This is a genomic window from Micromonospora coxensis (assembly GCF_900090295.1).
Lineage (GTDB): Bacteria > Actinomycetota > Actinomycetes > Mycobacteriales > Micromonosporaceae > Micromonospora > Micromonospora coxensis.
In genome coordinates this window covers 1,389,183-1,405,716 of sequence record NZ_LT607753.1, presented here as the reverse complement: position 1 = coordinate 1,405,716, position 16,534 = coordinate 1,389,183, and the positions used below count along the sequence as shown (strand labels likewise).

Annotated in this window: 14 protein-coding genes; 11 read left to right on the top strand and 3 right to left on the bottom strand. The window is 73.1% G+C overall.

Going from position 1 to position 16,534, the window contains the following annotated elements; genetic code table 11:
* Positions 1-75 precede the first annotated feature (75 nt).
* The 3 genes from ngcE (GA0070614_RS06180) to GA0070614_RS06170 all read left to right on the top strand — a co-directional run bounded on the left by ngcE (GA0070614_RS06180) (position 76) and on the right by GA0070614_RS06170 (position 3,358).
* Positions 76-1,491, top strand: coding sequence for an N-acetylglucosamine/diacetylchitobiose ABC transporter substrate-binding protein (gene ngcE / locus GA0070614_RS06180; RefSeq protein WP_088975047.1), 1,416 nt, complete (start codon positions 76-78; stop codon positions 1,489-1,491).
* 62 nt (positions 1,492-1,553) lie between these two features.
* Positions 1,554-2,462, top strand: a complete 909-nt coding sequence (locus tag GA0070614_RS06175; RefSeq protein WP_088975046.1) for a carbohydrate ABC transporter permease — start codon at positions 1,554-1,556, stop codon at positions 2,460-2,462.
* Positions 2,459-3,358, top strand: a complete 900-nt coding sequence (locus tag GA0070614_RS06170; protein WP_088975045.1) for a carbohydrate ABC transporter permease — start codon at positions 2,459-2,461, stop codon at positions 3,356-3,358. Before GA0070614_RS06175 ends, GA0070614_RS06170 begins: the two co-directional genes overlap by 4 nt.
* A gap of 103 nt (positions 3,359-3,461) precedes the next feature.
* Here GA0070614_RS06170 and GA0070614_RS06165 read toward each other — a convergent pair whose 3' ends face one another.
* Positions 3,462-4,451 (bottom strand): N-acetylglucosamine kinase, encoded by a 990-nt coding sequence (locus GA0070614_RS06165; RefSeq protein ID WP_088975044.1) that lies wholly within the window; start codon positions 4,449-4,451, stop codon positions 3,462-3,464.
* A 198-nt stretch (positions 4,452-4,649) separates the two neighbouring features.
* On the opposite strand from GA0070614_RS06165, the gene GA0070614_RS06160 reads away from it, so the two are divergent.
* Genes GA0070614_RS06160 through GA0070614_RS06140 form a run of 5 tightly spaced genes read left to right on the top strand, consistent with a single transcriptional unit; the run spans position 4,650 to position 9,649 of the window.
* On the top strand, positions 4,650-5,594 hold the full coding sequence (locus tag GA0070614_RS06160; protein WP_088975043.1) for a MurR/RpiR family transcriptional regulator: 945 nt from the start codon (positions 4,650-4,652) through the stop codon (positions 5,592-5,594).
* Entirely contained in the window at positions 5,591-6,340 is a 750-nt protein-coding gene (locus tag GA0070614_RS06155) for a sugar isomerase domain-containing protein (RefSeq protein ID WP_088975042.1), read from the top strand. The genes GA0070614_RS06160 and GA0070614_RS06155 overlap by 4 nt, the downstream gene beginning before the upstream one ends.
* 25 nt (positions 6,341-6,365) lie before the next feature.
* Positions 6,366-7,802, top strand: a complete 1,437-nt coding sequence (gene ngcE, locus GA0070614_RS06150; protein ID WP_088975041.1) for an N-acetylglucosamine/diacetylchitobiose ABC transporter substrate-binding protein — start codon at positions 6,366-6,368, stop codon at positions 7,800-7,802.
* A gap of 19 nt (positions 7,803-7,821) precedes the next feature.
* On the top strand, positions 7,822-8,730 hold the full coding sequence (locus GA0070614_RS06145; protein ID WP_088975040.1) for a carbohydrate ABC transporter permease: 909 nt from the start codon (positions 7,822-7,824) through the stop codon (positions 8,728-8,730).
* A gap of 1 nt (position 8,731) precedes the next feature.
* Complete coding sequence (locus GA0070614_RS06140) at positions 8,732-9,649, top strand: carbohydrate ABC transporter permease (RefSeq protein ID WP_088975039.1); 918 nt, start codon at positions 8,732-8,734, stop codon at positions 9,647-9,649.
* A gap of 172 nt (positions 9,650-9,821) precedes the next feature.
* Here GA0070614_RS06140 and GA0070614_RS06135 read toward each other — a convergent pair whose 3' ends face one another.
* Entirely contained in the window at positions 9,822-11,552 is a 1,731-nt protein-coding gene (locus GA0070614_RS06135) for an ABC transporter ATP-binding protein (RefSeq protein WP_088975038.1), read from the bottom strand.
* Positions 11,549-13,297: an ABC transporter ATP-binding protein gene (locus GA0070614_RS06130; protein WP_088975037.1), complete on the bottom strand. Its 1,749-nt coding sequence runs from the start codon at positions 13,295-13,297 to the stop codon at positions 11,549-11,551. The genes GA0070614_RS06135 and GA0070614_RS06130 overlap by 4 nt, the downstream gene beginning before the upstream one ends.
* Before the next feature lie 175 nt (positions 13,298-13,472).
* Between GA0070614_RS06130 and GA0070614_RS06125 the strand changes: the two genes are divergently transcribed.
* The 3 genes from GA0070614_RS06125 (at position 13,473) to GA0070614_RS06115 (ending at position 16,504) form a co-directional block, all read left to right on the top strand.
* Positions 13,473-15,140 (top strand): bifunctional 3'-5' exonuclease/DNA polymerase, encoded by a 1,668-nt coding sequence (locus GA0070614_RS06125; protein WP_088979261.1) that lies wholly within the window; start codon positions 13,473-13,475, stop codon positions 15,138-15,140.
* A 180-nt stretch (positions 15,141-15,320) separates the two neighbouring features.
* Positions 15,321-15,914: a nucleotidyltransferase family protein gene (locus tag GA0070614_RS06120; protein ID WP_088979260.1), complete on the top strand. Its 594-nt coding sequence runs from the start codon at positions 15,321-15,323 to the stop codon at positions 15,912-15,914.
* A gap of 86 nt (positions 15,915-16,000) precedes the next feature.
* Positions 16,001-16,504, top strand: a complete 504-nt coding sequence (locus GA0070614_RS06115) for a hypothetical protein (protein WP_088979259.1) — start codon at positions 16,001-16,003, stop codon at positions 16,502-16,504.
* The last annotated feature ends 30 nt before the right edge of the window (positions 16,505-16,534 follow it).

Here is a 16,534-nt window from a genome sequence, read left to right as displayed (position 1 = left end):
ACAATCAACGTGCCTCGCGCGGCGGACACCACCCCTGCACCGGTGCTCCGCCCTTCCCCCTACCGAGGAGAGCTGATGAACAGGCGTGACATCCTGCGTCGTACCGCCGCCGCGGGCCTGCTGGCCACCCCCGCCGCCGGCCTGCTCGCCGGCTGCGCCACCGGCGGTGGCGGCGACAAGAACACCGGCGGCACCTACCAGGGCACCAAGAGCGCCCAGAACCCGCTGGGCGTCAAGGAGGACGCCCCGCTCGACGTGGTGATCTTCAACGGCGGCTTCGGCGAGGAGTACGCCAAGGCGCACGAGGCCATGTACCGGGAGAAGTACCCGAAGGCCGAGATCAAGCACTCCGCCACCCAGGAGATCAGCAAGACCCTCCAGCCGCGCTTCGTCGACGGCACCCCGCCCGACGTGGTCAACAACTCCGGCGCCGGGCAGATCGACTTCAACGGCCTGGTCTCCCAGAACGCCGTCGCCGACCTCGGCGAACTGCTCGCCGCCCCCAGCCTCGACATCCCCGGCAAGACCGTCAAGGACACCCTGCTGCCCGGCGCGGTCGAGGTCGGCTCGTACGACGGCCGGTTCCTGGTGCTCAACTACACCTACACCGTCTACGGCATCTGGCACTCCACCAAGCTCTTCACCGAGCGCGGCTGGCAGTACGGGAAGACCTGGGACGAGCACATCGCGCTCTGCAAGCAGATCAAGGCCGCCGGCATCGCCCCCTGGACGTACGCGGGCCTGCACCCGCGTTACATGAGCTGGCCGCTGATCGCCACCGCGATCAAGTTCGGCGGGCCGTCCGTCGCCACCGCGATCGACAACCTGGAGCCGAACGCCTGGAAGTCCGACGCGATGAAGGCCGCCGCCGACGCCTGGCACCAGATCGTCAAGGACAAGTACATCCTGGAGGGCTCGCCCGGCCTGGACCACAAGCAGTCGCAGACCGCCTGGTGCCAGGGCAAGGCCGCCTTCATCTCCTGCGGCTCCTGGCTGGAGAGCGAGCAGAAGGACGTCACCCCGGCCGGCTTCGACATGACCGTGCAGCCCACCCCGAGCCTCGGCAGCGGCGACAAGCTGCCGTTCGAGGCGATCCGGGGCACCGCCGGCGAGCCGTTCATGGTGCCGGCCAAGGCGAAGAACCTCGCCGGTGGCCTGGAGTACTTCCGGGTGATGCTGTCGAAGAAGGGCGCGCAGGACTTCACCCGCAAGGTCTCCAGCCTCACCGTGGTCGCCGGCTCCACCGAGGGCGTCGACCTGCCGTACGGGCTGAACACCGTGGTCAAGGCGCTGGAGGCGTCCGGGTCCAACGGCTTCAACTGGGTCTACAACAACTACTACCGCAAGCTGGAGCGCAACCTCGTCGACGCGGCCTGCGGCGAGTTCTTCAGCGGCCGGATCGGTCCCGCCGAGTTCCTCGACCAGTGCCAGAAGGGCGCCGACTCGATCGCCCAGGACAACTCGGTCAAGAAGTACAAGCGGACCGCGTGACCACCGGTCGGTGGGGGCGGGCCAACCGTCCCCACCGGCCACCGCCGGGAGGTGGACCCATCGTGAGACATGGCAAGTACCCGCTGATCGTCACCTTCCTGGTGCCGCCGGTGCTGCTCTACGTCGTCTTCGTCGTCTCGCCGTACCTGCAGGCGTTCCAGATCTCCACCACCGACTGGCTCGGCTACTCCGCCGAGGCCGACTCCGTCGGGCTGGCGAACTTCCGGGCGCTGTGGCGCGACGACTACGTCTGGAACGCGCTGAAGAACAACGCGATCCTGCTGGCCCTGGTGCCGGTGCTGACCATCGTGCTCGGGCTCTTCTTCGCCACCATGCTCAACATGGGTGGCCGCCGGGGCCGGGCCGGGGTCACCGGCGTACGGGGCAGCGCGCTCTACCGCACCGTCTACTTCTTCCCGCAGGTGCTCTCCGTGGTGATCATCGCGCTGCTGTGGAAGGAGGTGTACCACCCCAACAAGGGCCTGCTCACCAGCGCGTTGCACGCCCTCGGGCTCGGCTCGCCCACCTGGCTCGGCGACCCGCGCACCGCCTTCTGGTGCGTGCTGGCGGTGATGGTGTGGAGCAACGTCGGCTTCTACGTGGTCCTGTTCGGCGCGGCCATGTCGGCGGTGCCGAGGGAGATCTACGAGGCGGTCATGCTCGACGGGGCGTCCCGGCTGACCACGCTGCGCCGGGTCACCCTCCCGCTGCTCTGGGACACCGTCCAGGTCGCCTGGGTGTACCTGGCCATCTTCGCCCTCGACGGCTTCATCCTCGTGCAGTTGATGACCAACGGCGGGCCGAACTTCTCCACCGACGTGATCGGCGTGCGGATGTACGACACCGCGTTCGGCAGCGAGACCAAGTTCGGTTACGCCTCGGCGATCGGCGTGGTGATGTTCTTCCTGACCCTGTCGGTGGCGGCGCTCTCGCTGCGCCTGGGCCGACGCGACCGGATCGAGTACTCATGACCACTCTGGACGACGCCGTCGCCGTCACGGCCCCGGCCGCCCGGGCCGCCGACCGGCCGGTACGCCGGGAACTCGGCGTGGCCAACGTCCTCTCGCACGGCTTCCTGCTGCTCTGGGCCGCGCTGACCGTGCTGCCGCTGGTGTGGATGTTCCTCAGCTCGTTCAAGAGCAACGGCGAGATCCTGGCCGACCCGTGGGGGCTGCCGGAGACCCTGCGCTGGGACAACTGGGCCCGGGCCTGGACCGGGGCGCACATCGGCCGGTACTTCCTGAACAGCCTGGTCGTGGTCGCCGGCTCGGTCTCGCTCACCATGCTGGCGGGCGCCACCGCGGCGTACGTCTTCGCCCGGTACGAGTTCCGCGGCCGGCAGTTCGTCTACTACCTGTTCGTCGGCGGGCTGATGTTCCCGGTCTTCCTCGCCCTGGTGCCGCTCTTCTTCGTGGTCCGCAACGCCGGCCTCTTCGGCACCTGGACCGGTCTGATCCTGGTGTACGCGGCGTACTCGCTGCCGTTCACGGTCTTCTTCCTGACCGCGTTCTTCCGCACCCTGCCGACCACGGTGGCGGAGGCGGCGATGGTGGACGGCTGCGGCCACTTCCGGCTCTTCTTCCGGGTGATGCTGCCGATGGCCCGTCCGGGACTGATCAGCGTCGCGATCTTCAACTTCCTCAGCCACTGGAACCAGTTCCTGCTGCCGCAGGTGCTGATGCAGGGCGACGAGTCGAAGTGGGTGCTCGCCCAGGGCCTCTTCGCCCTCTCGGTCAGCCAGGGCTACGCCGGCGACTACGCCCGGCTCTTCGCCGGGCTGAGCATCGCGGTGCTGCCGGTGCTCGCCGTCTACGTCGCCTTCCAGCGGCAGGTGCAGTCCGGCCTCACCGCCGGCCAGCTCAAGTAACCCACCGCTACCTGGTCCGGAAACGATCAGGTGCTCCGGGCGGACCGCTCCGTGCCGGCCGGAGTCCGCGCGCGACGGCACGGGCCGGCGGCGGTCGGCGTGCTCAGGCGGTCGCGGGAACCAGGAGGGCGTGCAGGGCCGCCGGGTCGGTGACCTCGGGGAGGTCCCGGGCGGCGAGCCAGGCGGCCGCGGCGGCCCCGTCCCCGGCGGTGCGCACCGGCGCGTCCGGCCACCGCCGCCGCGCCTCGGCGCGGACCGCCGCCGCGAGCGGGGTGTCCCCGGTGAGCAGCCCGCCGCCGAGCACGATCGGCGCGGCCGCCCCGGCGGGCCGGATCCGGGACGCGCTCTCCGCCAGGTGCGCGGCGGCCTGCCCGATCAGGTCCACCGCCGCCGGCTCACCCTCGACCGCCGCGGTGACCACCAGTGGCGCGAGCCGGGCCAGTTCGACCGGGGCCTGCCGGGTCACCGCCTGGACCAGGGTGTCGACGGTGTCCCGGGGGCGGGGGGCCACCTCGGCGGAGCCGAGCAGTTCGGTGAGCACCCGCGCGCCGAGCGGGCCGGGCGCAGACCCCCGGTCGAGGTCGGCCAACAGGTGACGGACGGCTTCGCGGCCCAGCCAGAAGCCGGAGCCGGCATCGCCGAGCAGCCAGCCGTGCCCATCGGCGACCCGGTCCAGCCGCAGGTCGCGCACTTGGGCGGCGATCGCACCGGTGCCGGCGATCAGCACGGTGCCGTCGGCGGCGGCGGTGCCCGAGGCGTACGCGACGAGGGCGTCGCCGTGCACCGCGTACGGGCAGCGCAGCCCGGCCTGTGCCCACGCCCGGTCGAAGGCGGCCCGCCCGGCCGGGTCGGCCAGCAGCCGCGCCGCTCCGGCCAGGCCGATGGTGCCGGCGCGTACCCGGGCGGGATCGACCCCGGCGAGCGCGCCGCGCAGCGCGGTCAGCAGTTCGGCGGCGGCCCGCTCGGCCCCGTGGCTGGTCGGGTTGCCGCCACCACCCCGGCCGCTGCCGAGGCGTTCCCCGGTCAGCGTCAGCGCCGCCGCGCGGGTGGACGTGCCCCCGACGTCGAGACCGACCACCACGGTGTCGGACATGCTCACGGGCCCTCCCGGTGCGGCGGTGCGGACCTGTTCATGCTGGTCGGCCACGCCTCCTCGGGCAAGATCGGCGGCTCGGTCGGCGGGTGTGCGCCAGGTAACAGTTTGAAAACTTCGCCCACGGCCTTGACACGGAGGGCCCTTCAGTAAGAACTTTTACCACTAACAGTTAACAGTCTTTCCGAAAGGCGTCCGATGGTGGATCACGAGGTGGACACTTCCGCGGGGACCGCGGTGGTCGACGCCGACACGGTCGACCGACGGGGCGTCGACGGGGTGCTGGCCCGGGTCCGGGCCGGTGCGGGAGAGCTGACCGGAGCGCTGCGCCGGGTCGCCGAGCACGTGCTCAGCGATCCCGAGGCGGCCGCCCGGGCGACCATCGTGGAACTCGCCGAGCGCAGCGGCACCTCGCCGGCCACCATCACCCGGTTCTGCCGGGCGATGGGCTTCGACGGCTACGCCGACCTGCGCCTGGGCATCGCCTCGGAGACCGGCCGGGCCCGGTCCGCCGGCTGGACGGTCGACATCGGGCGGGAGATCCAGCCGGGGGACCCGCTGCAACGGGTGCTCGGCCAGATCATCGCCGCCGACACCCGGGCCATGCACGACACCGCCGCCCTGCTCGACCTCGTCGAGGTGGAGCGCGCCGCGGTCGCCATCGCCGGGGCCGCCCGGGTCAACATCTTCGGCGCCAGCGGCAGCGCCCTGGTCGGCGAGGAGATGCAGTTCAGCCTGCACCGCATCGGGGTGGCCGCCTGGGCCTGGAGCGACGTGCACGAGGGGCTGGCCAGCGCCGCCCTGCTCGGCACGGGGGACGTCGCGCTGGGCATCTCGCACACCGGGCAGACCCGGGAGACCATCGAGATGCTCGCCGAGGCGGGCAGCCGGGGCGCCACCACCGTGGCGCTGACCGGCTTCCCCCGCTCCCCGCTGGCGGAACTGGCCGACATCGTGCTGCTCACCGCCAGCCAGGCCACCACCTTCCGGCCGGACGCGCTCTCCGCCCGGCACCCCCAGCTCGTCGTGCTTGACCTGCTCTACATCGCCGTGGCGCAGCGCACCCACGACCGCGCCCACGCGGCCTTCCGGCGTACCGCCCAGGCCGTCGACGGGCACAAGGCCGCGAAGGGAGCCTCATGATCAGCGCCCAGGGGTACGCCGAGGCCGTCCGCCCCGTCCTCGACCGGGTGGTCGAGTCGCAGACCGAGGAGATCGGCCGGGCCGCCGACCTCATCGTGACCAGCCTGCGCGCCGGCGGCGTGCTCCAGGCCTTCGGCGCCGGGCACTCCGAGGCGTTCGCCGCCGAACTGGTCGCCCGGGCCGGCGGGCTGGTCCCCACCAACCGGCTCTCCCTGCACGATCTGGTCCTGCACGGCGACGCGCCCCGCGACGTGCTCGCCGACCCGAAGCTGGAACGCGACCCGGCCGTGGCGCACGAGCTGTACCCGCTGGCCGGGGCGCAGCCCGCCGACGTCTTCCTGGTCGCCTCCCAGTCCGGCATCAACGGCTCGGTGGTCGAGCTGGCGCTGCTGGTCCGGGAACACGGACATCCGCTCATCGCGGTCACCTCGGTCGCCCACACCGCACGGGTCGCCCCACGGCACCCGTCCGGTCACCGGCTCGCCGATCTCGCCGACGTCGTGCTGGACAACGGCGCGCCGTACGGCGACGCACTGCTGCCGCTGGAGGGCGGCGGCGCGGTCTGTGCGGTCTCCTCGGTCACCGCGGCGCTGCTGGCGCAGTTGGTGACGGCGGAGGTCGTACGACGGTTCCACCAGGCCGGAGAGGTACCCCCTATCTACCTCTCCGCCAACGTCCCCGGTGGGGACGCGCACAACCACGCCCTCGAGTCGCGGTACGCCGGACGTCTCCGGCGCACCGCCTGACCCGAACACACAAGGAGAGACGACGATGTCGATTACCCCCGGCAACCCGGCCGAGCTGAACCGCCGTACCCTGCTCGGCCGCGCCGCCGCGGCGGGCCTGCTCGCCACCCCGGCGGTCAGCCTGCTCGGCGCCTGCGCGACCAGCGGCTCCGACGAGGGCGCCAGCAAGGCGGAGGAGGGCACCAAGAGCGCTGCCAACCCGCTCGGCGTCAAGGACGACGCCCCGCTGGAGGTGGTCATCTTCAACGGCGGTTACGGCGAGAAGTACGCCACCGACGTGCACGAGCCGCTGTACAAGAAGGCGTTCCCCAAGGCGGAGATCAAGCACCAGTCCACCCAGGCGGTCTCCACCGTGCTCCAGCCGCGGTTCGCCTCGGGCAACCCGCCGGAGTTCGTCAACAACTCCGGCGAGAAGCTGATCGACTTCGGCTCGCTGGTCGCCGACGGCCAGCTGATGGACCTCACCGAGCTGTGGGACGCCCCGTCGGTCGACGACCCGAACAAGAAGGTCCGCGACACCGTCGTCCCCGGCACGGTCGAGGCCGGCTCGTTCAACGGCAAGCCGTACGTCCTCTACTACGTCTCCACGGTCTTCGGCATCTGGTACTCCGGCAAGCTGTTCCGGGACAACGGCTGGGCCCCGGCGAAGACCTGGTCGGAGTTCACCGCCCTGCTCGACAAGATCAAGGCCAAGGGCATCACCCCGTACGGCTACGCCGGGGCGAACGCCGCCTACTACCAGTGGAACGTGATCCTCACCCACGCCGCGAAGATCGGCGGCACCGACGTGCTCAAGAACATCGACAACCTGGAGGACGGCGCCTGGCAGCAGGACGCCGTCAAGCAGGCCGCCGCGGCGTGGGCCGAGATCGGCGCCAAGTACGTCGACAAGAGCTTCGAGGGGCTCAAGCACACCGACGTTCAGCTGCGGCAGAACCAGTACAAGCTGGCCTTCTACCCCAGCGGCGACTGGCTGGAGGGTGAGCAGAAGAAGGACACCCCGGCCGGCTTCGAGTACCAGCTCATGCCGGTGCCGAGCCTGTCCGCCTCGGACAAGCTGCCGGCCACCGCGGTGCGGGCCACCGCCGGTGAGGGCTACTTCGTCTCGGCGAAGTCGAAGAACCCGCGTGGCGGCCTGGAGTACATGCGCCAGATGCTCTCGGTGGCCGGCGCGAAGGGCTTCACCGAGGTGGTCAAGGCCCCGACCGTGGTCACCGCCGGCAGCGAGGGCTTCGCCTTCCCGCCCGGCGTGGCCAGCTCCCAGGCCGCGCTCAAGGCCGCCGGCCAGGACGTGTTCAACCTGTACTTCGACGGCTGGTACAAGGAGCTCGACACGGAGGCGCGCACCGCCACCAACGAGCTGATGTTCGGCCGGATCAAGGCGGACGCCTTCTGCGAGCGGATCCAGAAGCGCGCCGACGCGATCAAGAAGGACAGCTCCGTCGCCAAGTTCAAGCGCTGACCGATCGGAGCGTGGGGTCATGCGGCACGGCAAGTATCCGTTCGTCATCGGGTTCCTCTTCGCCCCGGTCACGCTGTACGTGGTCTTCGTCATCGCGCCGTACGCGCAGGCGTTCCAGATCTCGATGACCAACTGGCGGGGGCTGTCGGCCCCGCAGTGGGTGGGCTTCGACAACTACCGGAGGCTGCTCGACGACGGCAGCTTCTGGAAGGCCGTCCAGCACCACGGCGTACTGCTGCTTGCCCTGCCGCTGATCACCATCGCCATCGCGCTCTTCTTCGCCTTCCTGCTCAACGTGGGGGGCCGGAGCGTGGGCGGGCAGCGGCAGGGGGTCGCCGGGTCGAAGTTCTACCGGGTGGTGTTCTTCTTCCCCCAGGTCCTGGCGGTGGCCATCATCGCGGTGCTGTTCCAGATGGTCTACCGGCCCAACGAGTCCGGCCTGATCAACGGCGTGCTGATGAAGCTGGGTCTCGACCCGGTGCTCTTCCTGATCAGGCCGAACCTGGCCCTCTGGTCGATCATCGCGGTGCTGGTCTGGCAGGCGGTCGGCTTCTACGTGGTGCTCTTCTCGGCCGGGATGGCCTCCATCCCCGGCGAGATCTACGAGGCGGCCGAGATGGACGGGGCGACCCGGGTGACCCTCTTCTTCCGGGTGACCCTGCCGCTGCTCTGGGACACCCTCCAGGTGGCCTGGGTCTACCTCGGCATCGCCGCGTTCGACGCGTTCGCCATCGTCGCGGTCCTCTCGGTGGACAGCGGCGGCCCGGACGGGGCCACCACCGTGCTGGCGATGGAGATCTACCGCAACGCCTTCGTCTACTCGAAGTACGGCTACGCCTCGGCGATGGGTGTGGCGCTGTTCTTCCTCACCATCACCTTCGCGGCGTTGACGCTGCGGCTGACCAAGCGGGAAAGCGTGGAGTACTGAGATGACGTCGCAGACGCTGCCGCCGGCCCCGGCCACCACCCGGGAGGGCGCGGACGCCCCGGCGAAGGGCCGCCGCCGGGGCCGGCACCAGGAGGTACGGCTCTTCGCCGGCCTCGGGCACGTGGCGCTCGCCGTCTGGGCGGTGATCGTCATCGTGCCGATCCTCTGGACGTTCCTGGCCGCGTTCAAGAACACCAGCGAGATCTTCAGCAGTCCGTGGACGCTCCCGGCCGAGCTGCGCTTCGAGAACTTCGGCCGGGCCTGGACCAAGGCGCACGTCGGCCGGTACTTCCTCAACAGCGTGTTCGTGGTGGCGTGCAGCACCTTCGGCACCATGCTGCTCGGCTCGATGGCCGCGTACGTGCTGGCCCGGTACAAGTTCCGGGGCAACCGGGCGATCTACTACCTGTTCGTCTCGGGGCTGGCCTTCCCGGTCTTCCTCGCCCTGGTGCCGCTCTTCTTCGTGGTGAAGAACCTGGGCCTGCTGGACACCCACACCGGGGTGATCCTGGTCTACATCGCGTACTCGCTGCCGTTCACGATCTTCTTCCTGGCCGCGTTCTTCCGGACGCTGCCGAACTCGGTCGCCGAGGCCGGGATGATCGACGGCTGCTCGCACACCCGGCTCTTCTTCCAGGTGATGCTGCCGATGGCGAAGCCGGGCCTGATCAGCGTGGCGATCTTCAACATCATCGGCCAGTGGGCGCAGTACCAGCTGCCGCTGGTGCTGCTCTCCAACGCCAAGGAGAAGTGGGTGCTCACCCAGGGCATCGCCGACATCTCGGTCAATGCCGGCTACGAGGCCGACTGGTCCGGTCTCTTCGCCGCCCTCACCATCGCCATCCTCCCGATGATCCTCGTCTACGCGGTCTTCCAACGACAGATCCAGTCCGGCCTCACCTCCGGCGCCGTGAAGTAACCCCCCACCACACCCATCTCCTGAGCCCGCACTTTCAGAGAAAGAGTGGCTATTCCGCGCGGAATAGCCACTCTTTCTCTGAAAGAGGCCCCTCGACAGGGCGGGGCGTGGGCGGGGCGAGGGTGGGGCGTGGGCGGGTGGCGGGGTGGGAGGGGCGGGTGGGTGGGGGGGGTCAGTGGTGCCAGGAGTGCCAGAGGGCGGCGTACGCGCCGCCGGCCCGGACCAGCTCGTCGTGGCTGCCGATCTCGCTGATCCGGCCCTCGGCGAGCACCGCGACCCGGTCGGCGTCGTGCGCGGTGTTCAGCCGGTGCGCGATCGCGATGACGGTACGCCCGGTGAGCAGGGCCGCGAGGGCCCGCTCGGTACGCCGGGCGGTGGTCGGGTCGAGCGCGGCGGTCGCCTCGTCGAGGATCAGCGTGTGCGGGTCCGCCAGGACCAGCCGGGCCAGGGCGAGCTGCTGCGCCTCGGCGGCCCCGAGCTGCCGGGCCCCGTCGCCGAGCATCGTGTCCAGACCCTCGGGCAGCGTGGTGTGCCAGTCGGCGCCCACGGTGGCCAGTGCGGCGCGCATCCGGTCGTCGTCGGCGTCCGGCGCGGCGAAGGCGAGGTTGTCGCGCAGCGAGCCGATGAAGACGTGGTGCTCCTGGGTGACCAGGGCGATCCGGCGACGACGCTCGGCCGGGTCGAGGTCGGTGACCGGGCAGCCGCCGATGGCGACCACGCCCTGCCGGGGCGCGTCGATGCCGGCGAGCAGCCGGGCCAGGGTGGACTTCCCGGCGCCCGACGGGCCGACGACGGCGAGCCGCTCGCCGGGGCGTACCTCCAGGTCGATGCCGTGCAGCACGTCGGGGCCGTCGCCGTAGGAGAACCGCGCGTCGCGGACGACGAGCCGCTCGTCCGCCGGCACGGCGGCGCGGCCGGGCCGCTCCGGAGGGACCTGGCCGACGCCGAGCACCCGGGCGAAGGAGGCGAGCCCGCGCTGCGCCTGCTCGGTCCACTGCAGGATCCGGTCCAGCGGGTCGATCGCCTGTTGCAGGTAGAGCGCGGCGGCGACGACCGCGCCGAGGGTGACCTCGCCCCGGGCGAGCAGCGCCCCGCCGACCAGCAGCACGGCGGCGATGGGCAGCGGATAGCTCGCCTCCACCGTGGAGAAGAACACCGTCCGCAGCGCGAGGGTGGCCCGCCGGGCGGCCCACACCCGCGCGATGCGGGCGGTGCCGTGCCGGATCCGCTCGTCGGCGAGGCGGAACGCCTCCACCGTACGGGCGCCCTCGGCGGTGCTCGTCAGCGTCTCGGTCAGCTCGGCGGCGGCCGCCCCCTCGGCCAGGTACGCCCCGCCGGCCCGACGCAGGTACCAGCGGGTGACCAGCACGATCGTCGGCAGCCCGGCCAGCGCCGCCACCCCGAGCACCGGGTGCAGCAGGAAGACCGCCCCGAACAGCAGGGCCAGCTGCACCGAGGCGATGACCATGGTGGGCACCACGTCCCGGACGGTGAGGCCGACCGTGGACACGTCGACCGAACTGCGGGTGGCCAGGTCCCCGGAGCCGGCCCGCTCGACGACGGAGACGGGCAGGTCCAGCGTCCGGTCGACGAAGCCCTCGCGCAGTCGGGCCACGGCCCGCTCACCGAAGCGGTGGCCGGCGTACTGGGCGTAACGGGACAGCAGCGCCTGCGCGAGCACCGCGCCGACGATGGCCACGGCCAGCCGGTCGACGGCGTCGACGCCGGCCCCGGCGCCCACCCGGTCGACGACGGCGCCGAGCAGCCACGGCGGGGCGAGCCCGGCGACCGCGGCGGCCGTGTGCAGCGCCAGCACGGTGGCGACGGCGCGCCGGTCACCGACGATCAGCTCCCGGGTCGCCCGGCGTACGGCGGCCCGGTCGGCCACCGGCAGTCCGCTCACCGCAGCACCTGCTCGGCGTCGTCGCGCGCCACCAGCCGCCGGTACGCCGGGTCGTTGTCGAGCAGTTCGGCGTGGGTGCCGGTGCCGACGACCCGGCCGGCGCGCAGGTGGGCGACGGTGTCCGCGTGGCCGAGCAGCAGCGGCGAGGTGGTGAGCACGAGGGTGGTCCGGCCGGCCCGGCCGGCGCGCAACCGCTCGGCGATGCGGGCCTCGGTGTGCGCGTCCACGGCGGAGGTCGGGTCGACGAGGATCAGCACCTCCGGGTCGGCGAGCAGCGCCCGGGCGAGCCGGATCCGTTGCCGCTGCCCACCCGAGAGGGACCGGGCCCGGCTGTCGAGGCGGGTGTCGAGGCCGTCGGGGAGGGAGTCGAGCACGTCCCCGGCCGACGCGGCGTGCAGGGCGGCGAGGATTCCCGCGTCGTCGCCGTCCGGCCGGCCGCCGCGCAGCAGCTCGCGCAGCGTGCCGGCGAACAGGTACGCGTCGTGCTCGGCAACCAGGATGCGGGCCCGCACCTCGTCGAGTCCGATCCCGGTCAGCGGCGCCCCGCCCCAGGTGACCTCGCCGGCGACGTACCGGCCGAGCCGGTCGGCCAGGGCGGCGGCGTCGGCCGGGTCGGCGCCGGCGACCGCGCTCAGCCGGCCGGCGGGGACGGTCAGCCCGCTCGCCGGGTCGTACAGGTCGGCGGGTCGGTCCGGCGCGGCCATCGGCCGCTGCCGAACGGTGTCCGGCCGGCGCGGGTCGGGCACCGCCGGGGCGCGCGTCGCGGGCCGGTCGTGGGGCGCGTCCGCCGGGCCGTCGACCCGGTCCGGCCGGGCGTCGAGCAGGGCGATGATCCGGCGGGCCGCGACCCGTCCCCGGATGAGCTGGTGGCCGCCCTCCAGCAGGAACCAGACCGGCACGACCAGGGTCGCGGTGTAGCCGTACACGGCGACCAGCTCGCCGATGGTGATCTCCCCGGTGGCCGCCATCCGGGCGGCCAGCCAGACCACGGCGGCGAGGAACAGCCCGGGCAGGGCGACGGTCGCCGCGTCGATCCAGCTGTTCACCGCGCCGACCCGGTACCCCTCGACGAGCAGGTCGCGGGAGCGGGCGGCGTACCGGCGGGCGAACAGTGCCCGGCCGCCCACCCCGGCGAGCACCCGCAGGCCGGCCACGATGTCACCGGAGCGGGCGGTGAGCGCGCCCTGCTGCTGCCGGTAGACCGACTCGGCCCGCTCCAGCCGGCGCAGCAGGGGCATCACCACCAGCCCGACCGCCGGCACGCCGACGAGCACGCAGAGCGCCAGCAGGGGCGAGATCGACCAGAGCAGCACCGCCACCACCAGGTACGCGACGACCGCGCCGACGCCCGGCCCGGTCACCGTCAGCACCTGCCCGGTCCGGTCGACGTCGGTGCCGCCGACGGTGGCCACCTCGCCGGTCGCGGTGCGCCGCGGCAGCGCCGCGCCGAGCCGGGACAACTGGCGCAGCACCACGGCGGCCGAGCGGGCCTTGGCGTCCTCGCGGATGAAGGTCATCGTCCGGTGCCGCATCGTCCCCAGGTACGCCAGCCCCACGCCGGCCGCGACGATCGCCGCCACCCACAGGGTCAGGGCGCGGGTGTCACCGGCGCGCAGCCCGTCGTCGACGGCGCGGGAGATCAGGTACGGCCGGGCCGACAGCCCGACCATCCAGGCGGTGCCGAGCAGGCTGCCGCGCAGCACCCGCCCCGGCTGGCAGCGGGTCAGCCACCACAGGTACCACATCGGGCCCCTGGTGTCGGGTGTGCCGGGGTCGGGATGGGGGATCTGTGGTGGCACCCGCCCACGCTACCGATCCGGCCGCCGCCGCACCGCCCCGTTACCGCGCGGTGCCGGACGGCGCCGGCCTGCCGGTCGGGTGTCACAGGGGCGAGGCAGAATCGCATCCGTGCTGGTGGCGATGGTGGCGGACGAGCGGGGTGGGGGAGAGCTCCAGCCGCTGGCAGCCGACGGGCGGCCGGTGGGGCCGGTCGAGCGGGTCGCCGACCTCGCCGCGGCCGTCGCCGCCCGGGAGGCCGCCGACCGGCCGCGCTGGGTGTGGGCGTCCGGCGCGTCGGTCTACCCGGCGCTGCTGCGGGCCGGCGTCCGGCTGGAGCGCTGCCACGACGTCGAGCTGACCGAGGCGCTGCTGCTCGGCCACGCCGGCCGGTGGGGCGAGCCCCGTTCGTTCGCCGCCGCGCACGCCCGGCTCACCGGGGCCGCCGTCCCGCCCGACCCGCCACCCCGGCCGCCCGCGCCGCCCGGGCACGGCCAGGCCGCGCTCTTCGACGCCGTCCCCGGGCCGGCGGGTCCCGGCGTCGCGGCGTTGTCCGAGGTGTACGCCGACCAGCTCGCCCGGATCGCGGCGACCGCGCACCCCGGCCGGTTCCGGCTGCTGGTGGCCGCCGAGTCGGCGGGGGCGCTGATCGCGGTGGAGATGGGCGTGGCGGGCCTGCCCTGGAGGGTCGAGGTGCACGACGCGATCCTGGCCGAGCTGCTCGGCGAGGCGTCCCCGGTGGGTGGGCCGCCCCGGCGGCTGGCCGAGCTGGCGGCGCGGATCGCCGACGCGTTCGGCGTACGCCAGGTGCACGCCGACTCCCCGGCGGAGCTGTTGCGGGCCTTCGCCCGGGCCGGGGTGGAGTTGCCCAACACCCGGGCCTGGGTGCTGCGCGGGGTCGACCACCCGGCGGTGCCGCTGGTCCTGCAGTACAAGGAGCTCTACCGGATCTGGACGGCGCACGGCCGGGCCTGGCGTGACGCCTGGGTCCGCGACGGCCGTTTCCAGCCGGAGTACGTGCCCGGCGGGGTGGTCTCCGGGCGCTGGGCGACCCGGGGCGGCGGCGCCCTGCAGATCCCGAAGGTGATCCGGCGGGCGGTGGTGGCCGATCCGGGCTGGCGGTTCGTGGTCGCCGACGCCGGCCAGTTGGAGCCGCGGGTGCTGGCGGCGGTCTCCGGCGACGCCCGGCTCGCCACCGCCGGCGCGGCCGGTGACCTCTACGCCGCCCTCGCCCAGGACGCCTTCGCCGGTGACCGGGCGCGGGCCAAGGTGGCCCTGCTCGGCGCGATGTACGGGCAGACCGGCGGGGCGGCCGTGCCCGCGCTGGCGGCCCTCAAGCGGCACTATCCGACCGCGTTCGCCTACGTCGAGGCGGCGGCGCGCACCGGTGAGGCGGGCGGGCTGGTCCGCTCCTGGCTGGGGCGCACCTGTCCGCCGGGGACGGCGGGGTTCACCGACGGCGACGACGCCGGGGCCGATCCGGACGCCGGGGCCGACCCGCAGTCCCCGCGCGCCCGGGCGGCCCGGTCCCGGGGCCGGTTCACCCGCAACTTCGTCATCCAGGCCACCGCCGCCGAGTGGGCCTCCACGCTGCTCGCGACGCTGCGCGGCGAGCTGGCCGGCACCGGTGGTGAGCTGGTCTTCTTCCAGCACGACGAGGTGCTGGTGCACTGCCCGGCCGAGCAGGCCGACGCGGTGGCCGAGGCGGTCACCCGGTCCGGTGCGCGGGCCTCGACGCTGCTCTTCGGCGACACCCCGGTCCGCTTCCCGTTGGACGTGTCCATCGTGGAGTGCTACGCCGACGCCACCTGACTGCCGCGCGACGCCGTCGGTGCGGGACGGCGTCAGGTGCGGCATAGCGGACGAATTTCCCTTTTGCCCCGACACCCTCCGCCCCGGGCGCTCGTTGGGTCCGGTGTGCGTAACGGACCGGGCGGCTCTGCTCGGTCCGTCTTCACGACGGAGGTGGCGCAGCTGAACCGGATCGCAGGGATGATCATCGCGGCGGGCGGGGGACGCCGGATCGGTGGCCCGGAGGCGCTCCTGCACCAGGGGGAGAAGCCGCTGGTGGACCAGATGATCGACACGATGACCGAGGCGGGCTGTGAGCAGATCGTGGTCGTGCTGGGCGCCGCCGCCGACCAGGTGCGTGAGACCGCCGACCTGTCCCGGGCCACGGTGGTGGTCAACCGCGCGTGGGGGACCGGGGTGGGCTCCTCGATCCGGGCCGGCCTGGCCGCGCTCACCGACGAGGGGATCGAGGCGGTGGTGGTGGTCCCGGTCGACATGCCCGGACTCACCCCCGCCGCGGTACGCCGGGTCGCCGCGCTGCCGTACCCGGACGTGCTGGTCTGCGCCACCTACGACGGGCTGCGCGGGTACCCGATGCTCTTCGGCCGCCGGCACTGGTCCGGCATCGCCACGCTGGCCAGCGCGGACGTCGGCGCCCGGCCGTACCTGCTGGCGCACAAGAACCAGATCGTCGACATCTCCTGCGACTCCGTCGCGGACGGCAGCCGGGTGGACTCACCGGAGCTGATGGCGCTCTACGGGCTGACCGTCCCACCGCAGCGCGTCGGCGCCTGAGCCCTCCCGGGCCCGCCACCCGCTGCGCTACGGTTCGTCGGACGCGACACCCTCGGGGGGTGCGCGACGCGGGGGAGGTGCGGTCGATGGTCGCTGCGGTGAGCCGGCATCTCGCCGGGGCGGTGGTCGCCTGGGTCGTGGTCACCGTCGAGGGTCTGGTCGGCTACCTCCTGCTGCTCGGCTACGCCCTGCTGACCGGCGGCGGCATCGGTGGTCCGCTGGCCGGGCCGGTGATGGTGCTGGCGGCCGCGCTGACCGGCCTGGTCCTGGTGCCGCTGGTCGTCGTCCCGGCCGGCGTGGTCGCCGAGCTGACCGGGCGCCGTCGCAGCGGTGTGGCCGGGACGCTGGCCGGCGCCGGTGTGGCCGGCGTACTCACCCTGCTCGCCGTCGTCGGTGTCGCACTCGTGGCCGGCGGCTCACCGTTCGGCGTCGCGGTGGCCTGCGTCGTGGGGGTGCTGCTGGTGCTGCCGCCGACCCTCGCGTACGCGGGCATCGTGCGGGGCGCCGGGGAGGTGCCTCGACTGCTGGCCCGGTTCCGCCGGAGGACCGAGGCGGCCGGCGCCGACGCGTCGGCGGTCGGCACGCGCTGACGCCACCGCGTCCCGGCCCGCCGAGGATCC